The following is a 25772-nucleotide window of genomic DNA, read 5'->3' as shown; positions in this document are numbered from 1 at the left end:
CAACAGCTTCAAGCAGCAGGCTGTGCCTTACTAGGCGAATAAAAAGGGGGTTCCTATACTGTGAATCACACAGGTATAGAGAACCCTCCTTTTATAGCATGGTTATTTAGATGCTTGGCTGTTGCTAGTCAGTGGCTGCAAGGGTACGCTCGTCTCTGCTTCAGGTTCGTCCGTTGTATAGTAGAACATATAAATAGAAGCTTCCTTTCCCTTGAAGTTCTTGTAGACATCGACTGCCTTATTATTGCCGTCTCCGGCGAAGTTGGCTGTGATCGGCTTGCCAATCATCCGTTCTTTCCCCAGACCCATATGCGTCTGATTGATCCCTCCAAAGTGAGTATCCTCACTTTCGGTTTCTACGAATAAATCTGCTCCTTGTTTGTAGTAGGTCCACTTCACAGGATAGCCGCCGATTTGCGTCGTTATCGTCTGCTTTTGCTCAGAAATATCAGTCAAATGCTGCGGCGTTTTGTCATCCGAATGAGTCGTAACCTTGTATTTGCCTGTAAAAGTAATGGGAGTATCTCGGGTAATCGCAAGATGGGCCGGCCGTTCAAAACGGATCGTATTCAGATCGTGGTCCTGATCTGGTGAAGACCAACGATTACCCTCTAACGTTGTGCCGTTCACAGAAAGAAAATATTTTTGATAAGGCAACATGGCGAATTTCTTTTCGCTTCTGATCGTGACACGGATTTGTGTCGGTGTGACAATCATTTGTTCCAGCATGAAATTCGGATTACCGTTCTCCAAGGGGGTATTCAGCACACTTTTAATCGTCCCGCTCTCCATTTTCTTCTTGCTTAGCTGCAGGTCAAAGTTTAGGGGTTCATGTATACTTTTCTCCGTTTGTGCATATTGCAGTTTAAAAGTAGTCTGCCCTTCTGGTATATCCCCTTTAGTAAAATACTGCTGGGCTGTGTATTCTCCGTTCTCACCGGGTGTACCAAATGTCCCTCCAGATTGGGGGTTCACAGGCTTCCCATCTTTGTAGGCAATAATTTGCGGATTGTCCCATTCTTTTGGTATGGAGGAATCGAAGGTAATTGCTGATGACAGCATCAGCTTGTCCTTACCTTGTTCGAATACCTGTACCTTCATATCTTGTAGACCGTTACGATCTAGCCTGAAAGTCTGTTTCTGAGGCGATGTGATATCGAGCGGCAAATCCAATTCCTGAACGCTGGTAAGCTCAATATGATCCACGGTCAGCCGCACGTTTTCTGTTTCTTGCTGCGGTGTCCAATCGCTTTCAAAGTAGCCGTTATAGCGTTGGTTTTTCTCATCCCATTGTTGGAAGCTATACTCCCCTTCACTACTTTTTCCCGCAGCATTTTTAAGCGATACCCCTTTGACATTCCAAAACTCGTTGTCTGCGCGTTTTCCAACCTCCAGGCTGTACAGAATTACAGTCCGGTTCTCATCGACAATAGCGGTATGCAACGTCAGCTTTATTCCGTCTTTGGTGACAGACTGTTCTAATGGCTGTCCCAGGTCTTGAGCTAATGCTGTCTCAATTCCACTTCTTCCGTGCAGCAGATTGCCCCAATTATAATGAATGGCGGCATAGACGGGAACGGCAACGAGAAGTGCGCTCAGGGAGGCAGCGATGGCTATTTTGCGCCAATTTCTATGTTGGTGTGGAGTGAATGAATCGGAAGCATCGGTTAGCGTAGGGGCAGTATATCCTGCCTGTTCCATCCGGTTCCACATCTCATCGAAGTCAGGATAGGCTATTTCCGAATCTTCATTTAGCTTACGCTTCAATACCTTTTCTACGTTGTTCATAGTTCTCTCCTTCCAGCTTGGGAATCTGTGCACCAGCCTCCCGCAGTATTTGCTCCATTAACTTTAGTCCTTTATGTGTCCTGGATTTGACGGTTCCCAGCGGGATTTCCAGCAGTTTCGATATTTCCGCTAGCGTGAAATCATGCATATAGCGAAGTGTCAGCACAGCACGGATTTTGGCCGGAAGGCGGTTCATGTAAATGGCCCATTCCTCAGCCGACTCGCGTTCCTCCACCTGCCTGTCCACAGGCTTGCCTTCTGTTCCAGTAAAGAGATGGGGATTAGCCGCTACCTTCAAATGCAGGCTTTTTTGGCGTTTAAGATGGTTCAGACAATGATTGACCGTAACTTTCATGATCCAGGCTTTTAGTTGCTCGATGTGCTCGCGATTACTGCGAAACAGAGTAATAAACACTTCCTGCGTTAAATCCTCTGCATCCGAGGCATTATGGACCATGTAATAGCAGGTTCGGTATACATCCCGTTGATATAGATCAAACAACTCTCGATTACTTTGCAATGATGGCTCTCCTTTCTCGTGCAGTTTACCTATATAACAACTGGAGTCCTCAAAAGGTTCATTTGGTTGTGAAAAATAGATCGTCCGCTTCGAATGTGTCCACTTTTTCTCCAATGTACCACACAAAAAAAGAAGCCTGTAAATCTCAAAACTGCAGATTTACAGGCTTCTTATATGTTTCATTGCTAGCCCCTACGGGATGAGCACTCCTTCGGGGCAAAAACACGCTAACGGATAGCTTGCCGGCATAATCCCGCTTAATCAGCTAGCCGTACAATCGTTCTACCCTGTGAGCGGGCTGCCAGGATGTCTTCGAGCGCGCTTGGCAGGTCAGCCAAGCCAATTTCGCGCTCAACGAGCTGCTCCAGCTGCTCCGGCTTCCAGTCACTGCCGAGCTGCTTCCAGATCGCTACGCGGGTGTCATAGGGGCAAAAGACAGAGTCTATGCCCAGCAGATTTACACCGCGCAAAATAAACGGCAGCACCGTCGTAGGCAGCTTGGTGCCTGCTGTCAGGCCGCTCACGGCAACAGAGCCGTTGTAGGCGATCTGGCTAAGCAGCGAAGCGAGCGGCTTTCCGCCTACAGGGTCTACAGCCGCTTGCCAAATCTGCTTGCCTAGCGGCCGGATGCTCTCGGCACCGTCGTAGACCTCCTCACGCGAAATAACCTCGGCTGCTCCGAGCGCCTTGAGGTAATCATGCGATTCGGCTTTGCCACTGCTGGCTACGACATGGTAGCCCCTCTTGTGCAGCAAGGCAATGGCTGCACCTCCTACGCCACCCGTTGCTCCGGTGACGAGTACCTTGCCCTTCTCCGGTGCAACGCCGTTTTGCTCTAGCCGATATAACGACAGGGCTGCGGTAAATCCGGCTGTCCCGAAAATCATCGCCTCTCTCAGCGTGAGTCCGTCTGGAAGCGGAACTACCCAGTCCGCAGGCACACGCGCGTATTGGCTAAATCCTCCGAATTGAGACACACCCAGCCCGTAGCCTGTAACGAGTACCGCTTGTCCCTCGCTAAAGCGGCTATCCTCCGAGGAGACGACAGTTCCCGAGCAATCTATGCCGGGTACGAATGGATAGGCTTTGACAATATTGCCATCCTTGCGGGCGGCAAGCCCGTCTTTATAATTGATGCTGGAATAAGCGACACGAATCAATACTTCTCCAGCAGGTAAACTGTCAGTTTCCAAAGAACGTACCTCTGCTTGAACTTCACCGTCCTGCGTCTGATCGACGACAAGGGCTTGAAATAATTGAGTCATCTGTAAAAGCCTCCTTTATTACCGTTTAAGCCTATGAATGGCCTATATTATTCCTTCATTAATTTACAAATTATGCTCAGGAAGCATACAACAATCTGCACAGCCTGTCAGCGGCAATGCTCACAAGCTCTTAATCTATTATACCCTTTAGCTTAGAATTACGTCGAAAATACCGGATTATGGATATATTCTTGCAACAATCTATTTCAATAAAGTTCGATAATCAATTATAAAGAGAGTGATAAATGAATTCTTACGCATTTTTCAAATCATTTTACGTAAACGGGATGTATTTTCAGAATGACTGTGCTAACATACCCTTTGATCGTTAAATATTCTATGAAGAAAGGTGAATGAATGACAACCAGAGCACTAAAAAATGGTTCGGTATTGTCCGAAGCCAAGGAACTGAATTTGTTCCGTTTGACATGGCCTATTTTCCTTGAATTGTTCCTGTTTATGCTAATGGGAAGCGTCGATACATTCATGCTCAGCTCTGTATCTGATAATGCAGTGTCGGGTGTGGGCGCATCCAATCAAATTATTTCAATCGCTATCCTTGTACTGGAGGTTATCGGCAACGGCGCTGCTATCGTCGTAGCTCAATATATCGGTTCTAAGAAACTAGTCGAAGCGGCCCAGGTGACGGGTACGGCCATTACTCTGAATTTAATGGTAGGTCTTTTGCTAAGCGTCATTTTTCTTGTGTTTGGTACTCATATGTTGCAATGGCTGAATGTCCAGGGTGATATTCTGACTTACGCGGAATCCTATATGAGTATCGTCGGGGGGGCCATTTTCCTTCAGGCATTGATTAACTCGCTGGCGGCGACCATTCGTACGCACGGTTTTACCAAAGAAACGATGTATGTATCGGTTTTTATGAACGTGATCCACGTGGTCGGCAACTATGTTTTGATTTTGGGACATTGGGGAATGCCTGCACTCGGTGTAGAGGGTGCTGCTATTTCTACAGTAGGTAGCCGCTTTATTTGTCTCTTGATCTTCTTCTGGCTGATGTACCGGGTAACTGAGGTCCGTGTCGAGTGGAAATATTACGTCCATTTATCCAAAAAATTTATCTCAAAAATATTGCGTATTGGTGTACCATCCGCGCTGGAGTCCATCATGTATCAGTCGTGTCAGCTCATATTCACACTGTACGTGACCTATCTGGGCGCAGAAGCAATGGCGACACGTCAATATGCCAATAATATTTCGAGCTATATTTATTTGTTCAGTATGGCAGTTGGTATGGGAACAGCTATCGTAGTGGGAAGACTCGTGGGAGCCAGAGAGAAGGATACGGCTTATAAACGTGTATTGAGCAGTGTGAAATGGGCGCTGCTCGTGACTGTGATCATTGATGCGATAGTTATCTTTTTCCGTGTACCCCTGCTCGGTTTGTTTACGGAAAACCCTGAGATTATTCGTTTGGGTGCACAGGTTATTTTACTTAGCATTCTGCTGGAAACTGGCCGGACGACGAATATCGTCATTATTAACTCGTTGCGTGCTGCTGGAGATGCCAAGTTCCCGGTCTTTATGGGTCTGATCTCCATGGTCTGCATGAGCTTGCCGCTGGGTTATCTGCTGGTATTCAAGCTGGATATGGGACTGGCTGGTGTGTGGCTGGCGATTGCTGCTGATGAATGGACTCGTGCTGTCATCATGTATGCCCGCTGGAGAAGCCGGTTATGGGAGAAGCATTCGCTGGTCGAGCACGATACACCAGATCAGCCTGCAACGCCTGTTCCGGCGCACTAATCCAAGTAATAATTCGGGTTAGCTAGAATCTAGCTTTTCGATAGAGTTGTATACGTGGAGGTAGTTCAAGAGAACATCTTGAGCTGCCTCTTTTTGCTGCATAGAGAGGAAATAGCAGAGAACCAGGAACTGTTATGAAAAAAACGCGCAGTGGCGCCACAGGTAAGTTTTAAGCTCAGAATATATCATAATGGCATTCATAAATAGAAGTATGGTAAATTTACTAAAAGAAAGATATACTTTTGTTGCACTAACGCAGTACATGAAAGACAAGGAGTGTACCGATGAAGAAGCCGACGATTGAAGATGTTGCCCAGAAGGCGGGAGTGTCTAAAAGCACTGTCTCGCAATTTCTGAACAAACGATATAAATATATGAGCGACCAAACCAAAGACCGGATCGCCGAGGTTATTCAAGAGCTGAACTATCAGCCTAACGGACTAGCCCGCAGCCTGAAGCAAAACCGGACGTTTATGGTGGGAGTCATTGTAGCCAACATTGATTATACGCTGTCGATTCAGTCTATCCGTGCGATTGAGGAGGAATTGCAGCGCTTTGGCATTCAGGTGATCATTTGCAACGCCGATGAAAACCCTGACAAGGAAAGTCAGTATATTGAGATGCTCAAGGCCCGTCAAGTGGACGGCCTAATCATCTTCCCAACAGGAAAGCATGCAGACATTTACAACCAGCTCATTCGTGAAAAATATCCATTGGTGTTTTTGGACCGCTTGGTGGACGGTGTCAATACACGTAGCCTGCTGTTGGATAACGAAATGGCGATTAAGCTGGCGATTCAGGAACTTGTGGCTCACAAGCATGAACGAATTGCGTTGATTACCTTGCCTCTTGGCTTGAATCGGATTACTCCACGAGTGGAGCGGCTCAGCGGATATAAGAAGGCGCTGGAGGAGCATGGCTTGCCATTTCGTGAAGAATATATGCACAGCGTGCCGAGAGAAGAAATCCAGCAGACGCTGAAGGAGCTGTTCCAACTGCCGGAGCCGCCGACTGCACTGTTGGCCGGGAATGATATCGTGTTGGCTGAGGTGTTGAAGTATGTGAATGCTCGCCGTATACGCATTCCGGCAGAGCTGTCCATTATCGGGATTGACGATGCGGAGTTTGCTCATATTTACAATCCGCCAATTACGACCATTACACAACCGATTGCGGATATGGGGAAACAGGCGGCAAAAACGTTGTTGTCCAGCATTGAGGAAGGCGGCGAGTCGGTTCCGATTATTTACCGATTTGTGCCGGATATCAATCGAGGAGAATCTGTCAAAACGCTGTAGATGAGCACCATGCCACATATTATAAAAATAGCCCGTATTCCTTTGTGTGACCTGAGTATGCGCATGCTGCTCAGGTCACACAAATGTGAATACGGGCTATTGGAAGTTAAGGCTGACTTGGATGCGTCCTTGTTGAGCTTGCGCTCGTAGCGGTGAAGGTTATGCGGGGAATGAGCCCAGACTAATTCGTGCTGGCGCTGAGCAAAAAAGATTCCAATTCGGCTCGTGTCGGATAGCCGTCCATGTCTCCAGCCGACATGACAGCCAGCGCACCAAGTGCATTACCACGCTTGACCGCTTCAGCCAGGGGTAATCCTTCCAGCAGCGCGCTGATCACACCTGCGGCAAAGCCGTCACCTGCGCCGACAGTATCCACGACATGATCTACGCGGAAACGCTTGACATATCCCTCTGCATCTGCGGATTTGTAATAGGCGCCTTCGGTTCCCAGCTTGATGATCACCAGCGAGGTGCCGCGATCGAGGTAGAACGAAGCGATGTCTTCAGGCGAAGTATAGCCTGTTAGTATTTTACCCTCATGGATGCCTGGCAACAGCCAATCGCAACCCTCGGATGCTTCGTTAATCGCCTCCACCATCGTTTGTGTGTCAGGCCATAACTTGGGTCTGAGGTTAGGATCGAAGGATACGGTTTTGCCTGCCTTTTTCATAAACTGCTTCGCATGTCGAGCGAAGTCGCGGCATTCAGGGGAAAGTGCGACAGAAATACCTGTAAAGTGTAGGTGGCGAGCCCCGGCAAAATAAGCTTCGTTAAAATCAGCAATGCTTAGTGTGGAAGCGGCGGAATGCCTGCGAAAATATTCGACCTCAGGGTCGCCGCTGGTAACTTTGGATTTAATCAGCATCCCGGTAGAGTGGTCTTTGGTAAACATGACATTTTGGGTGTCAATCTTCTCCTGACGCAGTGCATCGGCAATGAACTTGCCGAACGTATCCTCGCCAAGCTTGGTCACGAGTCCAGCTCGTAGCCCCAAACGCGACAAACCGGCCGAAACATTCGTCTCCGCCCCGGCCAGCGCTTTGGTAAATGAACGCACCTCATCCAGAGAGCCTGCTTCATTGGCGTAAAACATAGCCATGGGTTCTCCAAAGGTAACAGCATCCAATGTTGCGGTCATTTGAATTCCTCCTTATGTTTAGTAAACTAAATCTGTAAGCGTATGCACCGCTTGAATAAAATGAAATTATCACATAAATCGGTTTTTCACAATGAGTAAGTTGATATATTTGCTAAAAACTTTTTGGGCAATGTAGATAAAAAAATATGATTTTGTTTATCAAAAGGTAAAAATCGTGTAAAAATCCGCGAATATTAAGGCTTTTTCTAGGAATGATGAAGTTTTGGGTTGACACACTCTTAGATAATTATTACAATTCTAGCTAAGAAGTAGAGTTAGAAACCGCTTTTATAACAATTCCGTTGATAAAAAAGTTTATCTAAACAGGAGGAATGTTTTTATGGAAATGCGTTATTCAACTCATCCCGAACATGCCAAGCATTTTACGACTGAAGAGTTGCGTCAGCACTATCTGATCCAGGAGCTTTTTGTACCTGAGGAAGTAAAGCTGGTCTATACGCATGAAGATCGTGTCATTATCGGGGGCATTCATCCCGTGAATAAATCTGTTGCACTGGAAGGTAGCGATCAAATCAAAGCGGAAACTTTCCTGGAACGCCGTGAACTGGGTGTTTTTAATGTCGGCGGCAGCGGTACGGTCAAGGTGGATGGTGAAACTTACGAGCTGGCCACAAAAGACTGTCTCTACGTAGGTAAAGGTGCTAAGAAGTTGATCTTTGAAAGCGATTCCAGCGAAAAGCCTGCGAAATTTTATATCGTTTCAGCCTTGGCTCATACCACGTATCCAACGACGAAGCAGTCTTTTGCCGATGTGCCGTCTGAAAGTCTGGGTTCGCAAGAAACAGCCAATAACCGTACGTTACGTCGCTTTATCCATGACGAAGGCATTCAAAGCTGCCAGCTGGTTATGGGGATGACCACGTTGGAGAACGGCAGTGTGTGGAACTCCATGCCAACACATGTTCATGACCGTCGCATGGAAGTGTATTTCTATTTTGAACTGGACGAAAACGCCAGAATGTTCCACCTGATGGGTGAGCCGAACGAAACACGCCATCTGGTCATGAAAAATGATGAAGCCGTTATTTCTCCGCCTTGGTCTATTCATTGCGGTGCAGCTACAGGCAGCTATACCTTCATTTGGGGCATGGCCGGTGAAAATAAAACATACAAAGACATGGATCAGGTAGCCATGAGCGAGCTGCGTTAATCCGGTCATTGCATTGGAGCGTAGGCCTGCAAGCGGCTGAGGAACCATGGTCATCCCATTCGTGGAAAGGATCAGGAACATGACGAAAAAGAAAGTTTTGGAGCATATCACTTCGGTTGGTGTTGTCGCAGTCATTCGGGGAAATACAGCGGAGGAAGCGTATCAAATGTCCAAAGCCTGTATTGAAGGCGGCTTGGATAATATTGAGCTTACGTTTACCACACCGGATGCAGATCAGGTCATTCGAAGATTGAGAGACGAATTTAAGGATCGGGCCGTTATTGGTGCAGGAACTGTACTGGAGTCACTGACGGCGAGAATTGCCATTCTGGCCGGAGCAGAATTTGTCGTGAGTCCTTCTTTTGAAGAAGAAACAGCGAAGCTCTGCAATTTATATGCGATTCCTTATATGCCTGGCTGCATGACGCTGAATGAGATCAAGGAAGCCATGAAATTGGGTAGTGATGTCGTGAAGTTGTTCCCGGGCAATACGATGGGGGCGGACTTTGTTAAAGCCGTGAGAGGGCCAATGCCTCACGTGCAGATTATGCCAACTGGTGGCGTTGACCTGGATAATATGGAAACTTGGCTGCGTAACGGCTGTGTGGCCGTGGGCATTGGAGGCAATTTGACGGCTCCAGCCAAGGAAGGTCGCTACGACTTGATCACAGAAAATGCAGCGCGTTATGTAGCTAAATATAAAGAAGTACGTGCAGCGTTGTAGGCTTCAGGAAATATAGGTTTTTATACTAATTTGTGATGGAGGCGTAGGCATGGGTCTGGACAATTTTTCATTGGATTTTTTCAGTCTAAAAGGTAAAACGGCGATTGTAACAGGGGGCAACAGTGGATTAGGTCAAGGATATTCCGTAGCTTTGGCCAAAGCAGGCGCAAACCTGTTCATTGTAGCTAACAATGATGATTATGAAGAAACAAGACGTCTACTGGAGCCAACGGGTGTGAAGTTTGCCTTTTACCAGGCTGACCTGACTGAAAAAGCATCCATTAAAAAACTTGTAGAAGAGTGCATCAAGGAATTTGGCAAAATTGATATCCTTGTCAATAACGCGGGTACGATCCGCCGCGCTCCTTTGCTGGAGTATAAAGATGAAGATTGGGACGCTGTTATGGAAATCAACCTGAATGCTGTATACCATTTGAGCCAGGAAGTGGCGAAGATAATGGTAGAGCAAAAAAGCGGGAAGATTATTAATGTCGCTTCTATGCTTGCTTTCCAGGGCGGCAAGTTCGTTCCGCCATATACAGCAAGCAAGCACGCAGTAGCTGGCATAACCAAGGCATTTGCGAACGAACTGGCGGTTCATAACGTTCAGATTAATGCGATTGCCCCTGGTTATATTGCTACGGCGAACACGGCTCCAATTCGTGCGGATGAGAATCGCAATCAAGAGATTTTGTCACGTATTCCTGCGGGTCGTTGGGGTGATCCGTCTGACCTGATGGGGGTTGTTGTTTTCCTCGCCAGTCAGGGTTCGGACTACATGAATGGTCATATCTTGGCGGTGGATGGCGGCTGGCTGGTACGTTAATCAGCGCCAATCACATCGAAGCTATGAACTTAAAGCTGCCTCAAAAGGAACTTGTCCTTTCAGGCAGCTTTTATTTGTTTGATGAACCTGTAAGCTGAATATGAAGATTTGGGGCGTTGTGTCGATCCGTCCTATGCATATGGCACGAATGCCTTTATAATTTAATGAGATAAAAATTGCCTAGGCTCCAGCCGTTACACTTGGTTGGAGCCTTTGAGCATAATACAGAATGGATTGGAGAATGGAGAGATGAGTTCACAGCAACACCAACGAGCTTTGGTATACAAATCGTTGTGGCATGCAGGTCCTTGGGTGCTTGCCGCAGGGATCATCCTGGTAGGTGCCAATCTGCGTGCCTCAATTACTTCGGTAGGACCTCTTATCGGTTTGATTAAGGATTCTTTGCATATTTCGAATACACTAAGTGGTCTGTTAACGACATTCCCGCTACTTGCTTTTGCACTGTTGTCGCCTTTTGTAGCCAAACTGTCACGGCGCTTCGGGTCTTCCCTTATTATTTTTGCGGCCTTGCTGCTGTTGACTGCAGGTATTGTGGTGCGCTCAACGCTAGGGGTGACTTCATTATTTGTCGGGACTGCGATGCTGGGACTGGCTATTGCTGTGTGCAATGTTTTGCTGCCCAGTTTGATCAAAGAGGAATTTCCCCGCAACAGCGGACTAATGACCGGCGTATATTCCGTATCCATGAATGTGGTTGCTGCAACAGCATCCGGTCTGAGTATACCGCTGGCTCTGAACGGAGGAATGGGCTGGCGCGGTGCTCTGGGAATTTGGGCGATTGTTGGTGTCCTAGGTATTTTACTCTGGGTGCCCCAGCTTCTTAAGGCGCGCCGAACGGCTAATCAAGCGGCAGTGTCTGCCCGAACGGTGAATGTGTATAAATCGTCTTTGGCTTGGAAGGTAACGCTGTTTATGGGGCTGCAATCTGCCCTGTTCTATGTTCCTGCTGCCTGGTTTCCCGAAATGATGAGCGGACAGGGAATGGATTCAGAGACTGCAGGATGGATGCTGTCTGTGATGCAATTTTCGCAAATGCCATTTACTTTTATTGTGCCTATTTGGGCAGCGCGAGTGAAGGATCAGCGGATATTGGTTCTGATTATGGCTGCGCTCTATTTTATGGGTCTGGGTGGATTTCTGCTCGGGGCTACCCAGTGGAGTGTGATTTGGGTCATTTGTATGGGTATAGCGGGAGGTTTTGCTTTTCCACTAGTCATGATGTTCTTTAATTTGCGGACGCGAACACCGCAGCAGGCAGCAGAGCTGTCAGGTATGGCACAATCCTTTGGTTATTTGCTGGCAGCGACTGGGCCGACGCTGTTCGGCTATTTGCATGATGCGACACAAGGCTGGACAATTCCGCTGCTTTTACTCTTGTGCCTGAGTGTTCTGCTTATGTTTACAGGGCTGGGTGCAGCCAAGAAACGATATGTCGGAGGCGAGGTGGATGATCAGGCTGCAATTTGATGCAGATGGCTATAGTGTGGTCTATAATGCAGATCGTGTTATGTTGTTGGCTAAAGAGTTTGCGTTGTTGCGCTTTCTATACGATAACCCGAATCAGGTGTTCACCCGGGAACAACTGCTGGATCGTGTGTGGCCGCTGGAGTATCCGGTGGAGCGTACAGTGGATGACCATATCTATAGATTGCGCAAAAAACTCAAGTCATGGGATGTGCTCTGTATTCATACGGTTAGAGGATATGGCTACAGCTTGACCCTGACTGGCATACAACCACGAAATCATCCTTCTTTGCACGATCAGGAAGTACAGGACGCCGTTCATGGACTTTTTCGAAAGTATCACCTGCTGGGGCAAGGCGATTCCATCGTAGCGCTGGCTGAACAGCAGGAGCAGATGGGTTTTCAAATGTCTGCCTATTATCAAATGTATACCCGTTTTGTACAGGCGGATGTAGCTTGGTTTTTGAAGCAAGAGGATTTTGCACCCGCAGACCGTTTGTATTGGATGTTGCTGCTTTATACGTGCACCGCAGGGGTAACGGATCAAGGGCTTGCCCTATGTGAGCGTGCGCTTGCCAGCGGATTGCTGTCCAGTGATCAGGAGCGGGAATTACGTATCCTCAATATTCTGGAGGCTTATGTGGAGAATGGACAACCTGAACGCGCACAGGAAGGTCTACCACTGACCTTCAAGGTTATGGAGCGGGATGATCTTGATAAATTTGTGATGCCGGTTGCGCTTATGGAAATGTACATGCATCTGGTCGCCAATCATATGGAAAAGGCTGCCGAAATGTCTGATCGTCTGGAAGGCATGCTGTCAGAGGCTCCGTATTTGCGCGAACTGGGCCGTTATCGCTTGCTGCGCGGACTTATGCTGTTGCGTACTGGAGATGTGGACCAGGCCGAGCGGCTCATGGATGAGGGGCTGGTCACCCTTGATATGGCGAAACAGGAGCTATTAAAAATCAAAGCAATAAGTCAAATTCGTAGTTTTTTAAAGCTTTGCAGCCCGTATCCAAGGCTGGAAGAGAAGTATGCGACTCAGTATGATCAGCTTGACCGGGACAACAGTTTAACACTGTATCGTTCAGTGCTAAGGCACTGGCTGGAGCAGATCCTTTCTTAGGCCTGACTTTCTTAGCTGTCTGATTTTCCTCTGATATAGGCCCGCTAGAATGTTCTTATTGCTAAAGAAGCAGATAATGAGGGCAGGGTGAGTAGAAATGAAGGAAATGAAAGAATTGCAGTCCACGCCTAGCATTTGGCGTAATGGCCATTTTCGGCGGATGTTTGCGGCACATACGGCTGCTTCCTTTGGTGATTGGTTTGATGCTATCGCCATTCAGGTGCTTGTTGCTTACCGCTGGGAAGCTGACCCGATGCTGATTGCGCTGATTCCGGTAGTTATGGCGCTACCGGGTCTGCTGCTCGGTTCCATTGCAGGCACGTTAGCCGACCGGGTACATAAGGCCCGACTGATGATCGGCTGCGATGTAGCTGTCGCCTTATTGACGCTGACGATTCTCGCCGTCCCTGGTCCGGTGTGGCTGTTGCCTTTGCTCGGTTTGCGCGCGGCAGCTGGCGTATTCCAGATGCCTTCACAGCAAGGCTTGACCCGTACAGTAGTCGCCAGTGGCGACCTATTCCGTGCAACCTCACTGAATGGGCTGGTCAACCAGGCTTCCAAAGTAGCGGGACCGTTGCTGGGCGCCTTGACCTTGACTGTGTTGTCCCCGCAAGCATGCATTATCCTGAATGCACTGCTGCGCCTCTGCTCCGGCCTCTTGCTATGGCCGCTGCGCGGAATCGGTCCGGCGCTGGCCAGCACAGACCAGCAAGCGATTGCTGACGAGCAGCTAGAAAAATCGACATCGGTTACAGCGCATGGGGCTGATGATGCCAAGATGCAGGGAGAGCCTGCTCACGCATCCCGTTTTTTCAATCAGTGGCGGGAGGGTTGGGCGTTCCTCTGGCGCAGTCGAATGCTTTTGCATACGCTCATATTCGGGCTGTTCGGCTTGATCGCCATTCTTATGATCGACTACCAGTTCCCTACGTTGCTGAGAGTGCTCGCTCCGGGCAACGAATCGCTGCTTGGCTGGCTGGTTTCCGCCATAGGTGCTGGCGCTGTTGGTTGTATGCTTGTGCTTAATCGCTTGAATCGTATAAGCGCAGGCTGGGGACTCGGTGGAGGCTATGTGCTGATTGGCGGAGCGATTGCCGCTTTAGGCTGGGCGCAGCCCGGGACAGGACTACCCGTACTGCTTACGATCGGGGCCATGCTAGGTGTGGGGAATGGTCTGTACATTATCACCCAGAATTACATATTACAAGCCAAAACCCCTGCTGATATGGTGGGGCGTGTCTTCGGTATTCAAAGTACCGTGATTGGAGCGATCATGGTCATTTCGCCGCTTACCGGGGGAGTATTGATCCGAATAGCAGGGGCAGGAACGGCTTTTGTCTGGATCGGGATGTCTGTTGGAATCCTGGGTTTGGCAGGACTTCTGCTTCAATCTGTAATTTGGCGCGAGTCTCTTGCTGATCCTCCCCCTTCGACTGAACAAAATGTCGATCTAGCGTAATCGTTTGCTTCCATTTAAGAAATTTATATTATTGTAGCATCAATATTTTTAGCATAGGAGAGATCATGTTGACTGAAAATTATTCGTCCGCAACGCCAGTGGCACGACTGCTTGAAGGATCACGAGTGTACTTGCGTCCCATTAACGTGGAGGACACCGAGCTGTATTATAATACGTTGTTTCATCAGGAAGTGCGGAGGCTGACGGGCACACAGCGAAGCTTTACCAAAGAGCAAATTGCTCGTTATATAGAAGCTAAAGGACAGGATTCCTCAAGCCTGCTGCTGCTCATTGCACTTCAGGAAGATGATCGTGTCATCGGGGATATTGCGCTACAGGATATGGACAGCCTGAATCGCAGCGCCAACATCCGTATTGCGATCAATGAGCAGGGGAATCAAGGTAAAGGCTACGGCACCGAAGCGCTTGTGCTCATGCTAGGCTATGGATTCGGTATTTGTAACCTGCATCGGATTGAGCTGAATGTATTTGATTTTAATGAACAGGCCATCCGTTGCTATGAAAAAGTAGGCTTTCAACGTGAAGGTGTGCAGCGGGATGCTCTATATTACAATCATCAATACCACGATTCGATTTTGATGAGTATGCTGCAGCATGAATACTGTGCCCGGTATGTGGAAAAAACAAAAAGTTGACTCAATGACGTTTACAGGGGTTTAAAGAAGAGATATAATTAAATGATAAAGTTACTTGTTTGCGCAAGGATGACCGACAACATCAAATGAATATATGAATTATCGGAGGAGCCTGTCACCAAGGCTCCTTTATGTCTTTTTAGGGGAACCTGTGCAGTATGTAGGGTTTCCCTTTTTATTTTGCGAGTTGTGGTCTGTTTAAGGTCAGACACATATTTTGGACGATTGTTCTGCATTTTATGATTATCCGTTTTCTTCAATTGTAGATGATGCGCAAATGAGTTCAAGGATTAAATAAAAGGAGGTTATTAACCTATGCAATTTATATTGTATCTTCTTTTGATTCTATTGTTTACAAAAGTAGCCGGTCATTTATCGGTTAAGCTCGGTCAACCTGCGGTATTGGGGAAGCTGATCGCTGGTATCGTGCTGGGCCCGGCAGTTTTGGGATGGGTACAAAATGATTCGCTGATTCATAATATGTCTGAAATCGGCGTGTTGCTGTTGATGTTCATTGCCGGGCTGGAGACGGATCTGGATCAGCTTCGGCGCAACTGGAAGCCTGCGGTAGCAGTGGCTGTCGGGGGTATTATTTTGCCGTTACTCTGTGGTTTTGGAGTTGGGGAAGCCTTTGGATTTTCCGTGCATGAAGGATGGTTTTTGGGGATTGTCTTGAGCGCTACTTCCGTAAGCATTACGGTGCAGGTGCTCAAGGATATGAACAAGCTAAATACCCGAGAAGGCTCGACCATTTTGGGTGCGGCAGTGCTGGACGATGTGCTCGTCGTGGTGCTGCTTGCGGTCATGATGAGTATATTCGGTATGGGCGGAGAAACTTCGCTGGGACTTCTTGTTGGCAAAAAGCTAGTTTTCTTCGTAGTAGCTATTTTGGGTGGCTGGTTCGTTGTTCCATGGATTATGAAAATACTTGCCCCCCTCAAAGTGACCGAAGCTGTGATTACTGCTGCGTTGGTCATTTGCTTCGGTTTTGCGTATTTTGCAGATTTGATGGGTATGGCGGGCATTATCGGAGCTTTTGCTGCCGGGATTGCCATTTCGCAAACAAGCTTTAAGGCTGTCGTAGAAGAAAAGGTGGAGCCCATCGCTTATTCCATCTTTGTGCCAGTATTTTTTGTCAGCATTGGCTTAAATGTATCTTTTGAGGGAGTGGGGCAGCAGCTTGGGTTTGTTGTTGTTTTGACCCTGATAGCACTGGTGACGAAGTTGGTCGGAGGAGGCATCGGCGCGCGGCTGACAGGTTTTAATACCCGTTCCTCGCTTGCGATTGGTTCTGGCATGATATCTCGCGGAGAAGTTGCGCTTATTATCGCAGCCACCGGGCTGCAAACAGGCCTGCTGGCACAACAGTATTTTACATCAGTCATCATTGCCGTTATTTTGACGACTTTGGCTGCACCTCCAATTCTTAAGCTAAGTTTTAGTGACAGGAAGACTGTAAGCCAAGTTAAACAGTAGAAGATTGGACGAACCAGACATACAGTAAGACCCTTCTGATTCATTTTCCAAGCAGGATGGAAAGTGATCGAAGGGTCTTTTTATGTTGGAATTTTCGGTTCGGTCGTAGAATTAGGACTCGGATACGACGGTGAAACGTTGATTCAAATGTTGTGGTTTTTCAATTTCGTCTACTACGGCAACTGCATAATCTTCATAGCTGACATAGCTTGCACCTTTGGAATTAACCAGTAGTGTGTCTTTGCCCACTTGGTAAGAGCCTGTACGTTGGCCGAGAGCAAATTCCGCGGAAGGACTAATAAACGTCCAGTTCAGGTTGCTGGTACCGCGTAGAATGTCCAGGTTCTTTCCTTGGTTATGAGCTGTTGGATATACAAAATCAGGGAAGTCGGGAGTATCCTTGACCAAGAGTGTCTGAGATTCATCCGTAAACAAGCTGCCTGCACCACCTACGACAATCAGGCGAGTACCGGATACATTGCGGAGAGCCTCAATTAGCACGTTACCTGCATCTACATGCAGATGCTCTTGTCCGAACGGAGCGGCAAAAGCATTAACAACGGCGTCAAAACCTTTCAGATCATCTATTTTCAGGTCAAAAACGTCTTTTTGTACTACAGCTGCACGATTATCCGTTACTTTAGCTGGGTCACGGACGATGGCGGTTACTTCATGCCCTCTGTCTAATGCTTCTTTTACGATATTACTTCCTGCTTTACCGCCTGCACCAATAACTGCAATTTTCATAATAGAATAGCCTCCTAAAAAATAATTTGGATGATTTATTGGCTTAATTCATGCGTTGTATGATGTTCATACTTGAACTTTAATATGTAACCATTATAGTTACAACATAAAATAAAAGTCAAGCTCTTCTTTGGGCAAAATAGAGTCCTCCGATTGGAAAGAGAGGAACTCGTTTAAATATAAGGTGATACTGAATGAATAAATGTAAACCATATTGAATACATGTAGACCGCAAATAAGAAAGGAAGAGTGAAACGATATGAGTAAAAAAGTACAGTTGGAGCCCGCAGCGCAAAAATTCGCAGACGATAATGCCAAGCCTCCGTTTCTGTATGATTTGGGTCCTGAAAAAGGACGTGAAACGGTCAATGAGGTTCAATCCGGTCCAGCAGATAAACCTGCCGCAGATCTGGAGGATCTGTCGATTCCAGGTGGCCCTGGCGGTGAGGTGAAGGTCAGAATTGTTCGTCCACAACAGGTGTCAGGTGATCTCCCGGTCATTGTATATATCCACGGAGCAGGCTGGGTATTCGGTAATGCTCATACGCATGACCGTCTGATTCGTGAATTGGCAGTAGGCTCACAGGCAGCTGTTGTATTCCCTGAATACAGCTTGTCACCTGAAGCTAAATATCCGACGGCGATTGAGGAAATTTACGCGGTCGTTCAATGGGTGGCACAGCATGGGCGCGAGCATGGGCTGAAGCCCGATACGCTGACGATCGCCGGAGATAGTGTCGGTGGTAACATGACTGCAGCTGTAACTCTGCTGGCCAAAGAACGCAGTGGCCCTGCCATTCGGCAACAGTTGCTGTTCTATCCGGTGACGGACGCTTCTTTTGATACGGAATCGTACCATGAGTTCGCCACAGGGTATTTCCTGAGCCGTGAAGGGATGCAATGGTTCTGGGATCAATATACGACAGATCCTAACGAACGAGCGCAGATCACGGCGTCCCCGTTACGTGCCACCACGGACCAGCTCAAAGGGCTACCGCGTGCGCTGGTTATTACAGGCGAGGCCGATGTGTTGCGTGATGAAGGGGAGGCTTATGCGAACAAGCTGCGTGAAGCTGGGGTAGATGTAACCGCTGTACGCTTTCAGGGCATCATACACGATTTTGTGATGCTGAACCCATTGTCGGAAACCGCGGCCAAGCGCGGCGCGATCACGCTTGCTACCTCGTGGCTGCGCCAAGGGTTTGGGGGCTAATTGTATAGACGAGTGAAGGAATACACAGTTAGTATGTAAGGAAGCACCTCCCAGCTCATGGAGGGAGGTGCTTCTTTTGGTTCTGTTTATATAATTCTATTTGCGTTTACCATATAACGGTTTTCTATTCTTGCCTAACTTACCTAATTTTCCAGGTGATTTTATAAAGCTGAACTTCCCTAATTTAAAATTGGTTTTTCTTTTTTTCGCCACTAGAGTACGTCTTGACTTAGATGCACTTTGGGTACTATCTACAAGGTTTAGAGTGTAGTTTTCAAAATTCCCAACATTGATCTCCTCGAACCCCACGCTTCTACAGCCCTGGCCCTGGCAACTTGCTATCCAGCATCTTGTGAAAGCCTCTCTAGGAACATCTGTGTAGAAATCACCGCCCCACGAATTACCAAAACTGTCATGTCCGTAGACATAAAACGTTTGGTTTGCGGCTGATCCAGCTACAAGAAATGCGCGTCTACCGGGTTCTATACGGTACCACCCTCTCTTAGCATAGGTGATAGGGCTACAACCAGAATCATAGTATCCAACGGCAACTGAAATAGGGTTAGACGTACTGTTACGAACATAAAAACCCATTCTATTCACTCCATTCTTTGAAAGATTAATATCAATCTATGCGAATTCTCTGAAAAAGTAATAGACATACGGACAACCAAAAAGTACAAAAAAAGAACATGAGATGATCCATGGATTTTGTTTATAAATAAAGGAATATATGGAGTGTAAAGGGGTATTCTTATGGAACCGCTTCACGTTCGTCGACCAGAGTGATAATATAAAATTTGAACGATTTTGACCGCCATTCGGCCTAAGGAGGATATCCATGCCATTTCAGGGACAACGCATTTTACCTGCAGCTAAGCACATGAAGCAGTTGGAGGATATTTTGGACAGCTCTTATGAGTATGCTGTTTTTCTGGATACGCATGTAGCGCAGTTGCGCAACTTGTACCAGATGGCAAGGAGCCGCAACAAGCAGATGCTTTTGCATGCCGACCTGGTGCAGGGTTTGAAGAATGACGAGTATGCCGCTGAGTATTTGTGTCAGGAGATTAAGCCATTTGGGATTATCTCGACCCGTTCCGGGGTGATTGCAACCGCCAAAAAAAAGGGAATTCTTGCTGTACAGCGAGTGTTCCTGCTGGATACGATTGCGCTGGAAAAAAGCTACGCACTGGTGGAAAAAACGCGCCCCGATTATATTGAGGTGCTGCCTGGTGTTGTGCCACCGATGATTGCGGAGGTCAGTGAACGTACAGGGATTCCCATTTTGGCTGGCGGACTTATTCGTACCCCGGAGGATGTGGAGGCGGCGTTGGCAGCGGGAGCTACAGCAGTTACCACCTCCAATAAACAACTGTTTGAGCACTATAAGCGATAGCTTCTATTTGAATCAAGTAGGCAACATACATAAAGCAAGGAGACTGAAAAATGATGGAACAGTACATTCTTGCCTTGGATCAGGGCACAACTAGTTCGCGGGCCATCTTGTTTGATCGGCAGGGGAAAGTGGTGTACAAGGCACAACGGGAGTTTCCGCAGTATTTTCCCCAGCCGGGATGGGTAGAGCACAACGCGAATGAAATATGGAGCTCTATTTTGGCCGTCATCGCCTCTTGTCTGTCGGAATCAGGTGTGAAAGCCAGTCAAATTGCTGGAATTGGCATTACCAATCAACGGGAAACTGTGGTGGTGTGGGATAAACATACAGGCCTGCCGGTATATCATGCGCTGGTATGGCAGTCACGGCAAACGGCCGGGATTTGCGAGGACTTGAAAGGCCGTGGACTTGATCAAACTTTTCATAGCAAAACAGGGCTGCTCATTGATCCCTACTTTTCGGGTACCAAAGTCAAATGGATACTCGACAACGTTGAAGGAGCGCGAGCCCAGGCGGAACGCGGAGAGCTGTTGTTCGGTACAATCGATACCTGGCTGATCTGGAGACTGTCTGGCGGTAAAGCGCATGTAACGGACTATTCCAACGCTGCTCGTACGCTAATGTACAACATTTATGAGCTGAAATGGGATGAGGAGCTGCTGGATATTCTCGGCGTTCCTGCGTCTATGCTGCCGGAGGTGAGGTCATCCTCCGAAATATATGCGAATACGGTGGATTATCATTTTTTTGGACAGGAAATTCCCATTGCCGGAGCGGCGGGCGATCAGCAAGCAGCTTTGTTCGGTCAGGGATGCTTTGACAAAGGCATGATTAAAAATACATACGGTACGGGCTGCTTTATGCTGATGAATACCGGAGATGAACCCTGTGAATCGAAGCATGGACTGATTACTACCATTGCATGGGGGTTGAACGGTCAGGTGAAGTATGCGTTGGAGGGCAGCATTTTTGTAGCCGGGTCTGCTATTCAGTGGCTGCGTGACGGGCTGCGTATGTTCCGCGAGGCCAAAGACAGTGAAGCGTATGCGGCGCGGGTGACCTCAACGGAGGGTGTATATTTTGTCCCAGCCTTTGTGGGTCTTGGCAGCCCGTATTGGGACAGTGATGTGCGCGGCGCGACCTTTGGCTTAACACGGGGAACATCCAAGGAGCATTTTATACGAGCGGTACTGGAATCGCTGGCCTACCAGACCAAAGATGTTCTAACCGCCATGGCGAGCGACTCGGGTGTACCTGTGCGCTCATTGCGTGTAGATGGGGGCGCAGTGATGAACGAGTTCCTGATGCAGTTCCAGAGCGATATTCTCGATCTGCCTGTGGAACGACCTGCTGTGAACGAGACAACGGCACTGGGGGCGGCGTATTTGGCAGGGCTGGCAGTCGGCTTCTGGGACAGTTTGGATGAAGTCCGGGGATATGCTCAGAGTGACCGAACCTTCACTCCGACCATGAGTGAAGAAGTGCGGGCTGAACGATATGGCGGCTGGAAAAAGGCAGTCCATGCCGCGATGGCATTCAAGTAAAGGTGGTTTTACGACAGTAGGCAGTCAGCTGACAACAGGCAGATTCCCCTTTTCATCGTGTACTGTGTATGCTACGATATAGATAAGTTAATACTCGTCAGGAGACTTGGAGAGACCATGAACCGCTCGGCATCCGCCGCAGCGATGTTCGTGGTCTTTTTTTGTATCTTTTGGTGATTCGGTGTCAGATGGCAAAGCAGACATGTACGAAATTGGAGGGATAGATGATGGGAGAACAGGGATTTGCTGCACAGGAGAGAACGGCTGTTTTGGAACGTATGGGGCGTGAGCATTTTGATATTTTAATTATTGGTGGCGGCATTACAGGGGCGGGAATTGCGCTGGACGCTGCGGATCGTGGTTTGAAGACGGCTCTGGTGGAAATGCAGGATTTTGCAGCAGGCACATCCAGTCGTTCTACCAAGCTGGTGCATGGCGGTCTTCGTTATTTGAAGCAATTTGAGGTTAAGATGGTAGCCGAGGTCGGGAAGGAACGAGCTATCGTATTTGAAAATGGCCCTCATGTGACCATTCCGGAGCGTATGCTGCTTCCTTTTCACCAGGGTGGCACATTTAATGCGTTCACCACCTCGATTGGTCTGCTGGTGTATGACTTCCTCGCTGGCGTGAAGCGTAGTGAGCGCCGCCGCATGCTGGACATCCAGGCTACGCTGGAGCGCGAGCCTTTGCTGAAGAGAGAAGGACTGAAGGGAAGCGGGAGTTATGTGGAGTACCGCACAGACGATGCTCGCCTGACGATTGAGGTGATGAAGGAAGCCGTTACACGAGGGGCGCTGGCCGTGAACTATGCCAAGGCTGACAAGCTGCTGTATGACAGCGGACGAATAAGCGGCGCCAGTGTAACCGATCGGGTAACGGGAAAGCCATACGAGATCAGGGCTTCGCTGGTCATTAACGCTGCCGGGCCATGGGTAGATACATTGCGGGAAATGGATCGCTCCAAAGAGGGCAAGGTGCTTCGCCTGACGAAGGGTATCCACCTGGTATTCGATGCTGAGCGCTTCCCGCTTCAACAAGCAGTGTACTTCGATACACCGGATGGACGCATGGTGTTCGCGATCCCGCGTGATGGCAAAACCTATGCAGGTACGACCGACACGGTGTATGAAGGGGATACGGCGCACCCTCGGATGACCGCCGAAGACCGGGCGTATGTGCTTCAAGCGATCAACGGGATGTTCCCGGATGTGAAGCTGACGGTTGCAGATGTGGAATCCAGTTGGGCAGGAGTACGCCCGCTCATTTATGAAGACGGTAAAAGCCCTTCGGAAATTTCACGTAAGGACGAAATTTGGGAATCCCGTTCAGGTCTGATCACGATTGCAGGCGGCAAGCTGACAGGCTACCGGAAAATGTCCGAACTCGTCGTGGATCGCGCGGTGCGGGGGCTGGGCCGCTTGCATGGGCAAAGCTTTCGGGCATGCCGCACGAGGCATATCCCGATTTCGGGCGGCAATGTAGGCGGCTCGGCGGGCTGGGACGCTTTCGTGAGCAAGCAGGCCATAGCGGGCGCTGCGCTCGGTCTATCGCCGGAAACCGCTAGAGCATGGGCTGTTCGCTATGGCTCAAATGTGGAGCGACTGTTCGCCATAGCGACACGGAGCATAAAGAACGCCACCGAGACGGAAGCGGCGTTGCCTATAGAAGTGCGTGTTCCGCTATTGTACGCGATGGAACAGGAAATGACGGTGACACCGTCTGACTTTTTCATACGTCGCACTGGAGCACTGTTCTTTCAGATTGACGAGGTGAAGCGCTGGAAGCAGGCTGTCATTGCATGGATGTCCGAGTACGCAGGCTGGAGCGCCGAGCAAGAACGCCAATATACGACTGAACTGGATGCTTATCTGTATGAAGCTGTGACACCTGTAGAGGTAGAGGCGGAAGCCAGCGCTGTTAAAGCCATCTGATACAACGTGAGGGATGCGTATCCTTTACCGCTCCGCTTCTCTACAATCGTTTCGTTTCTCACCACTGCTTTAAGCGAAAAAGGGTCTTACAAAACAAAAGCAGCGATTCTCTATTCATAAGAGAATCGCTGCTTCATTGTATACAGATGGCTTACAGCATCAGGTGGAACAGGAATGGGGCAGCCGCCAAGGTAAAGAGAGCGGCGAGCACCATCGAGATGCTGGAAATCGTACCTGTCAACGAACTGAACTCGAACGCTTTGGAAGTACCCGTACCATGAGCACCGGTACCAAGCAATACCCCGCGTGAAACTTCATTTTCAATCCGAAATAGTTTGACAATCATCGGGCCGATAATAAGACCACTCAATCCGGTCAGAATAACGAATACAGCCGTGACCGTCGGATTACCGCCAATCGTTTGCGATACATTCATCGCAATAGGTGTCGTAATGGAGCGAGGAATCAGGCTGCTTAGCAGCGAGGAGTCCAGGTGCATCCACTTGGCGAGCGCCATAGAGGACAGCACGGCTACGACAGATCCAGATAACACGCTAAGCACGATTTGGGCCGCGTGTTTTTTTAACACAGGGAAATATCGGTACAAAGGGACAGCAAATGCAATCGTAGCTGGCTGTAGCAGCATGGATAGAAAATGAGCGCCTGAATTATAAGAACGGTAGTTCACACCCGTCAGCGTCAAAATCAAAATGATAACCACAGGTGTAATGAGCAATGGGGACAAATACACCTTGGGCAATGTGCGGTACATGCGTTTGGCCATCCAGTAAATAGCAAGTGTTAATATAATACATAGAAGACCGGTCATGATGATTTATGCTCCTTTCGTTTACCAAGCAGACTGGCGATCATACCTGTGCAGGCCATCACCAGGAAGGTGCCGAGCAGCACGACCAGCATAATGCTCATGCCGTCGTGTTCCAGCATCGGCCAATAATTCATAACGCCAACAGCGGAGGGAATAAAGAATAATAGCAGCTCGGCCAGCAACCAGTTAGCGCCAACCTCGATCCAGCTTAGTCGAACCACGCCCGTTTGCAGCAGAATAAAGAGAATCAGCATACCGATGATACTACCGGGTACAGGCAGGTGGAGCCAGGAGACCACCGCGTTCAGGATGAGCGAAAAGGCCATCAGGACGGCGATCTGAAGGACACCGCGTATGAAGCTTTTCATATATAAAGTCTCCTATCTTCGAGATCCGTTATTTTCAAACTGTAATGAAATTTTACATCACAAGCTTTCATGAGTAAAATGCATATAAAGAATGAAGTCTATTCCGTTTGTCTATGGAAGAAGGTGTAGCTTTGGATATCCGACATTTGCAATATTTTCTGGAAGTCGCGCGGTTGCGCAGCTTTACGAAGGCAGCCCAGAGCATGTTTATTACCCAGCCGACGATCAGTAAGACGATTAAAAGCCTGGAAGAAGAATTGGGAGTTACTCTGTTCGATCGGATTGGCAAAAAAATCGAACTGACGGATGCGGGCAAGGTCATTGAGCTTCAGGCCCAAGCGATTGTGAAGTCCTTTCAGAGCCTGTCCTCGGAACTGAGTGATTTGATGAACCTGAAAAAAGGACATATCCGCATTGGTCTGCCTCCTATGGTCGGATCGAGCTTTTTTCCGCGTGTCATTGGAGAATTTCACAAGGCCTTTCCCGATGTGACGATTCAATTGTTCGAGGATGGAGCGAAGAAAGTGGAGCAGGACGTAGAAGCTGGCGCGCTGGATATCGGGGTGATTGTGCTGCCACCGGTTGGCGATATGTTCGAGACATTTCTATTTGTGGAGGAAAAGCTGAATCTGCTCGTTCATCCTACGCATGCATTGGCTGAGTGCAAGGAGGTGCCGCTATCTGCGTTAGCAGAGGAGGCGTTTGTGCTGTTCCGTGAGGATTTTACGCTGCATGACCGTATCATTGCCGAATGTGTTCGTGCCGGCTTTCAGCCGCGTGTAGTCTACGAAAGCTCTCAATGGGATTTGATTAGCGAAATGGTTGCTGCCAACCTGGGAGTAGCGTTATTGCCGGAGGCGATATGCCGGGATTTGGATTCCGAACGTTTGCGTGTTCTTCCGCTGGTGGACCCTGTCATTCCTTGGCATTTGGGGATGATTTGGCGGAACGATCGGTATCTGTCCTTTGCGGCCAGAGAGTGGATATCCTTCACACAGCGATTGTTGCGGACAGAATATGGCGGAAGTCGTCGGTGAGA

General features: G+C 48.4%; 23 protein-coding genes. 15 read left to right on the top strand and 8 right to left on the bottom strand.

The genetic code is table 11. The features are described from left to right. Positions 1–102 precede the first annotated feature (102 nt). From HFD99_RS09860 to HFD99_RS09850, 3 genes are all read right to left on the bottom strand, one after another. A complete protein-coding gene (locus tag HFD99_RS09860) occupies positions 103–1788 on the bottom strand; it encodes a DUF4179 domain-containing protein (RefSeq protein WP_167440887.1) in 1686 nt (561 codons plus the stop codon). Further along, positions 1757–2308 (bottom strand): RNA polymerase sigma factor, encoded by a 552-nt coding sequence (locus HFD99_RS09855; RefSeq protein ID WP_090888929.1) that lies wholly within the window; start codon positions 2306–2308, stop codon positions 1757–1759. Before HFD99_RS09855 ends, HFD99_RS09860 begins: the two co-directional genes overlap by 32 nt. Before the next feature lie 257 nt (positions 2309–2565). Beyond that, positions 2566–3573 carry an acrylyl-CoA reductase family protein gene (locus HFD99_RS09850; protein ID WP_167440886.1) on the bottom strand — a complete coding sequence of 336 codons (1008 nt, stop codon included), beginning with the start codon at positions 3571–3573 and terminating at the stop codon, positions 2566–2568. Positions 3574–3930: 357 nt separating this feature from the next. Here HFD99_RS09850 and HFD99_RS09845 point away from each other — a divergent pair, with 357 nt between their 5' ends. After that, complete coding sequence (locus tag HFD99_RS09845; protein WP_016822716.1) at positions 3931–5340, top strand: MATE family efflux transporter; 1410 nt, start codon at positions 3931–3933, stop codon at positions 5338–5340. A gap of 284 nt (positions 5341–5624) precedes the next feature. After that, on the top strand, positions 5625–6638 hold the full coding sequence (locus HFD99_RS09840; protein ID WP_016822717.1) for a LacI family DNA-binding transcriptional regulator: 1014 nt from the start codon (positions 5625–5627) through the stop codon (positions 6636–6638). 181 nt (positions 6639–6819) lie between these two features. Here the strand turns inward: HFD99_RS09840 and HFD99_RS09835 are convergent, their stop codons facing one another. Next, on the bottom strand, positions 6820–7776 hold the full coding sequence (locus HFD99_RS09835) for a sugar kinase (RefSeq protein WP_013373616.1): 957 nt from the start codon (positions 7774–7776) through the stop codon (positions 6820–6822). Between the two features lie 340 nt (positions 7777–8116). Here HFD99_RS09835 and kduI point away from each other — a divergent pair, with 340 nt between their 5' ends. From kduI to HFD99_RS09795, 8 genes are all read left to right on the top strand, one after another. Continuing rightward, positions 8117–8947 carry a 5-dehydro-4-deoxy-D-glucuronate isomerase gene (gene kduI / locus HFD99_RS09830; protein WP_017428648.1) on the top strand — a complete coding sequence of 277 codons (831 nt, stop codon included), beginning with the start codon at positions 8117–8119 and terminating at the stop codon, positions 8945–8947. 79 nt (positions 8948–9026) lie between these two features. After that, on the top strand, positions 9027–9671 hold the full coding sequence (locus HFD99_RS09825; protein WP_013373614.1) for a bifunctional 2-keto-4-hydroxyglutarate aldolase/2-keto-3-deoxy-6-phosphogluconate aldolase: 645 nt from the start codon (positions 9027–9029) through the stop codon (positions 9669–9671). Between the two features lie 49 nt (positions 9672–9720). Then, on the top strand, positions 9721–10497 hold the full coding sequence (gene kduD / locus HFD99_RS09820) for a 2-dehydro-3-deoxy-D-gluconate 5-dehydrogenase KduD (protein WP_167440885.1): 777 nt from the start codon (positions 9721–9723) through the stop codon (positions 10495–10497). A 249-nt stretch (positions 10498–10746) separates the two neighbouring features. After that, positions 10747–11985: a CynX/NimT family MFS transporter gene (locus tag HFD99_RS09815; protein ID WP_167440884.1), complete on the top strand. Its 1239-nt coding sequence runs from the start codon at positions 10747–10749 to the stop codon at positions 11983–11985. Then, positions 11966–13111, top strand: coding sequence for a winged helix-turn-helix domain-containing protein (locus tag HFD99_RS09810; protein ID WP_167440883.1), 1146 nt, complete (start codon positions 11966–11968; stop codon positions 13109–13111). The genes HFD99_RS09815 and HFD99_RS09810 overlap by 20 nt, the downstream gene beginning before the upstream one ends. A gap of 97 nt (positions 13112–13208) precedes the next feature. Continuing rightward, the gene (locus tag HFD99_RS09805) at positions 13209–14570 is read left to right on the top strand and encodes an MFS transporter (protein ID WP_167440882.1); all 1362 of its coding nucleotides are present in this window, start codon (positions 13209–13211) and stop codon (positions 14568–14570) included. Between the two features lie 65 nt (positions 14571–14635). Next, positions 14636–15226, top strand: a complete 591-nt coding sequence (locus HFD99_RS09800; RefSeq protein ID WP_031462428.1) for a GNAT family N-acetyltransferase — start codon at positions 14636–14638, stop codon at positions 15224–15226. Positions 15227–15541: 315 nt separating this feature from the next. Continuing rightward, entirely contained in the window at positions 15542–16702 is a 1161-nt protein-coding gene (locus HFD99_RS09795; protein ID WP_016822725.1) for a cation:proton antiporter, read from the top strand. A 111-nt stretch (positions 16703–16813) separates the two neighbouring features. Here the strand turns inward: HFD99_RS09795 and HFD99_RS09790 are convergent, their stop codons facing one another. Then, a complete protein-coding gene (locus HFD99_RS09790) occupies positions 16814–17449 on the bottom strand; it encodes an NAD(P)-dependent oxidoreductase (protein ID WP_167440881.1) in 636 nt (211 codons plus the stop codon). A 259-nt stretch (positions 17450–17708) separates the two neighbouring features. Here HFD99_RS09790 and HFD99_RS09785 point away from each other — a divergent pair, with 259 nt between their 5' ends. Continuing rightward, on the top strand, positions 17709–18662 hold the full coding sequence (locus HFD99_RS09785; protein ID WP_167440880.1) for an alpha/beta hydrolase: 954 nt from the start codon (positions 17709–17711) through the stop codon (positions 18660–18662). A 96-nt stretch (positions 18663–18758) separates the two neighbouring features. On the opposite strand, the gene HFD99_RS09780 is transcribed toward HFD99_RS09785, so the two are convergent. Beyond that, positions 18759–19256, bottom strand: a complete 498-nt coding sequence (locus tag HFD99_RS09780) for a DUF1036 domain-containing protein (protein WP_016822728.1) — start codon at positions 19254–19256, stop codon at positions 18759–18761. Positions 19257–19503: 247 nt separating this feature from the next. Between HFD99_RS09780 and HFD99_RS09775 the strand changes: the two genes are divergently transcribed. From HFD99_RS09775 to HFD99_RS09765, 3 genes are all read left to right on the top strand, one after another. Continuing rightward, on the top strand, positions 19504–20061 hold the full coding sequence (locus HFD99_RS09775) for a glycerol-3-phosphate responsive antiterminator (RefSeq protein WP_031462425.1): 558 nt from the start codon (positions 19504–19506) through the stop codon (positions 20059–20061). Positions 20062–20114: 53 nt separating this feature from the next. Further along, positions 20115–21605: a glycerol kinase GlpK gene (gene glpK / locus HFD99_RS09770; RefSeq protein ID WP_167440903.1), complete on the top strand. Its 1491-nt coding sequence runs from the start codon at positions 20115–20117 to the stop codon at positions 21603–21605. Positions 21606–21832: 227 nt separating this feature from the next. Then, positions 21833–23536, top strand: a complete 1704-nt coding sequence (locus HFD99_RS09765; RefSeq protein WP_167440902.1) for a glycerol-3-phosphate dehydrogenase/oxidase — start codon at positions 21833–21835, stop codon at positions 23534–23536. 151 nt (positions 23537–23687) lie between these two features. On the opposite strand, the gene HFD99_RS09760 is transcribed toward HFD99_RS09765, so the two are convergent. Together HFD99_RS09760 and HFD99_RS09755 are read right to left on the bottom strand one after the other, a co-directional pair. After that, positions 23688–24365 (bottom strand): CidB/LrgB family autolysis modulator, encoded by a 678-nt coding sequence (locus HFD99_RS09760; RefSeq protein ID WP_016822732.1) that lies wholly within the window; start codon positions 24363–24365, stop codon positions 23688–23690. Further along, the gene (locus HFD99_RS09755) at positions 24362–24733 is read right to left on the bottom strand and encodes a CidA/LrgA family protein (protein WP_016822733.1); all 372 of its coding nucleotides are present in this window, start codon (positions 24731–24733) and stop codon (positions 24362–24364) included. The genes HFD99_RS09760 and HFD99_RS09755 overlap by 4 nt, the downstream gene beginning before the upstream one ends. 131 nt (positions 24734–24864) lie before the next feature. On the opposite strand from HFD99_RS09755, the gene cidR reads away from it, so the two are divergent. After that, complete coding sequence (gene cidR, locus HFD99_RS09750) at positions 24865–25770, top strand: cidABC operon transcriptional activator CidR (RefSeq protein ID WP_025366094.1); 906 nt, start codon at positions 24865–24867, stop codon at positions 25768–25770. The last annotated feature ends 2 nt before the right edge of the window (positions 25771–25772 follow it).

Origin of the sequence: Paenibacillus sp. EKM301P (genome assembly GCF_011800295.1) — a bacterium.
Lineage (GTDB): Bacteria > Bacillota > Bacilli > Paenibacillales > Paenibacillaceae > Paenibacillus > Paenibacillus polymyxa.
This window is presented reverse-complemented; position numbering and strand designations above follow the sequence as displayed.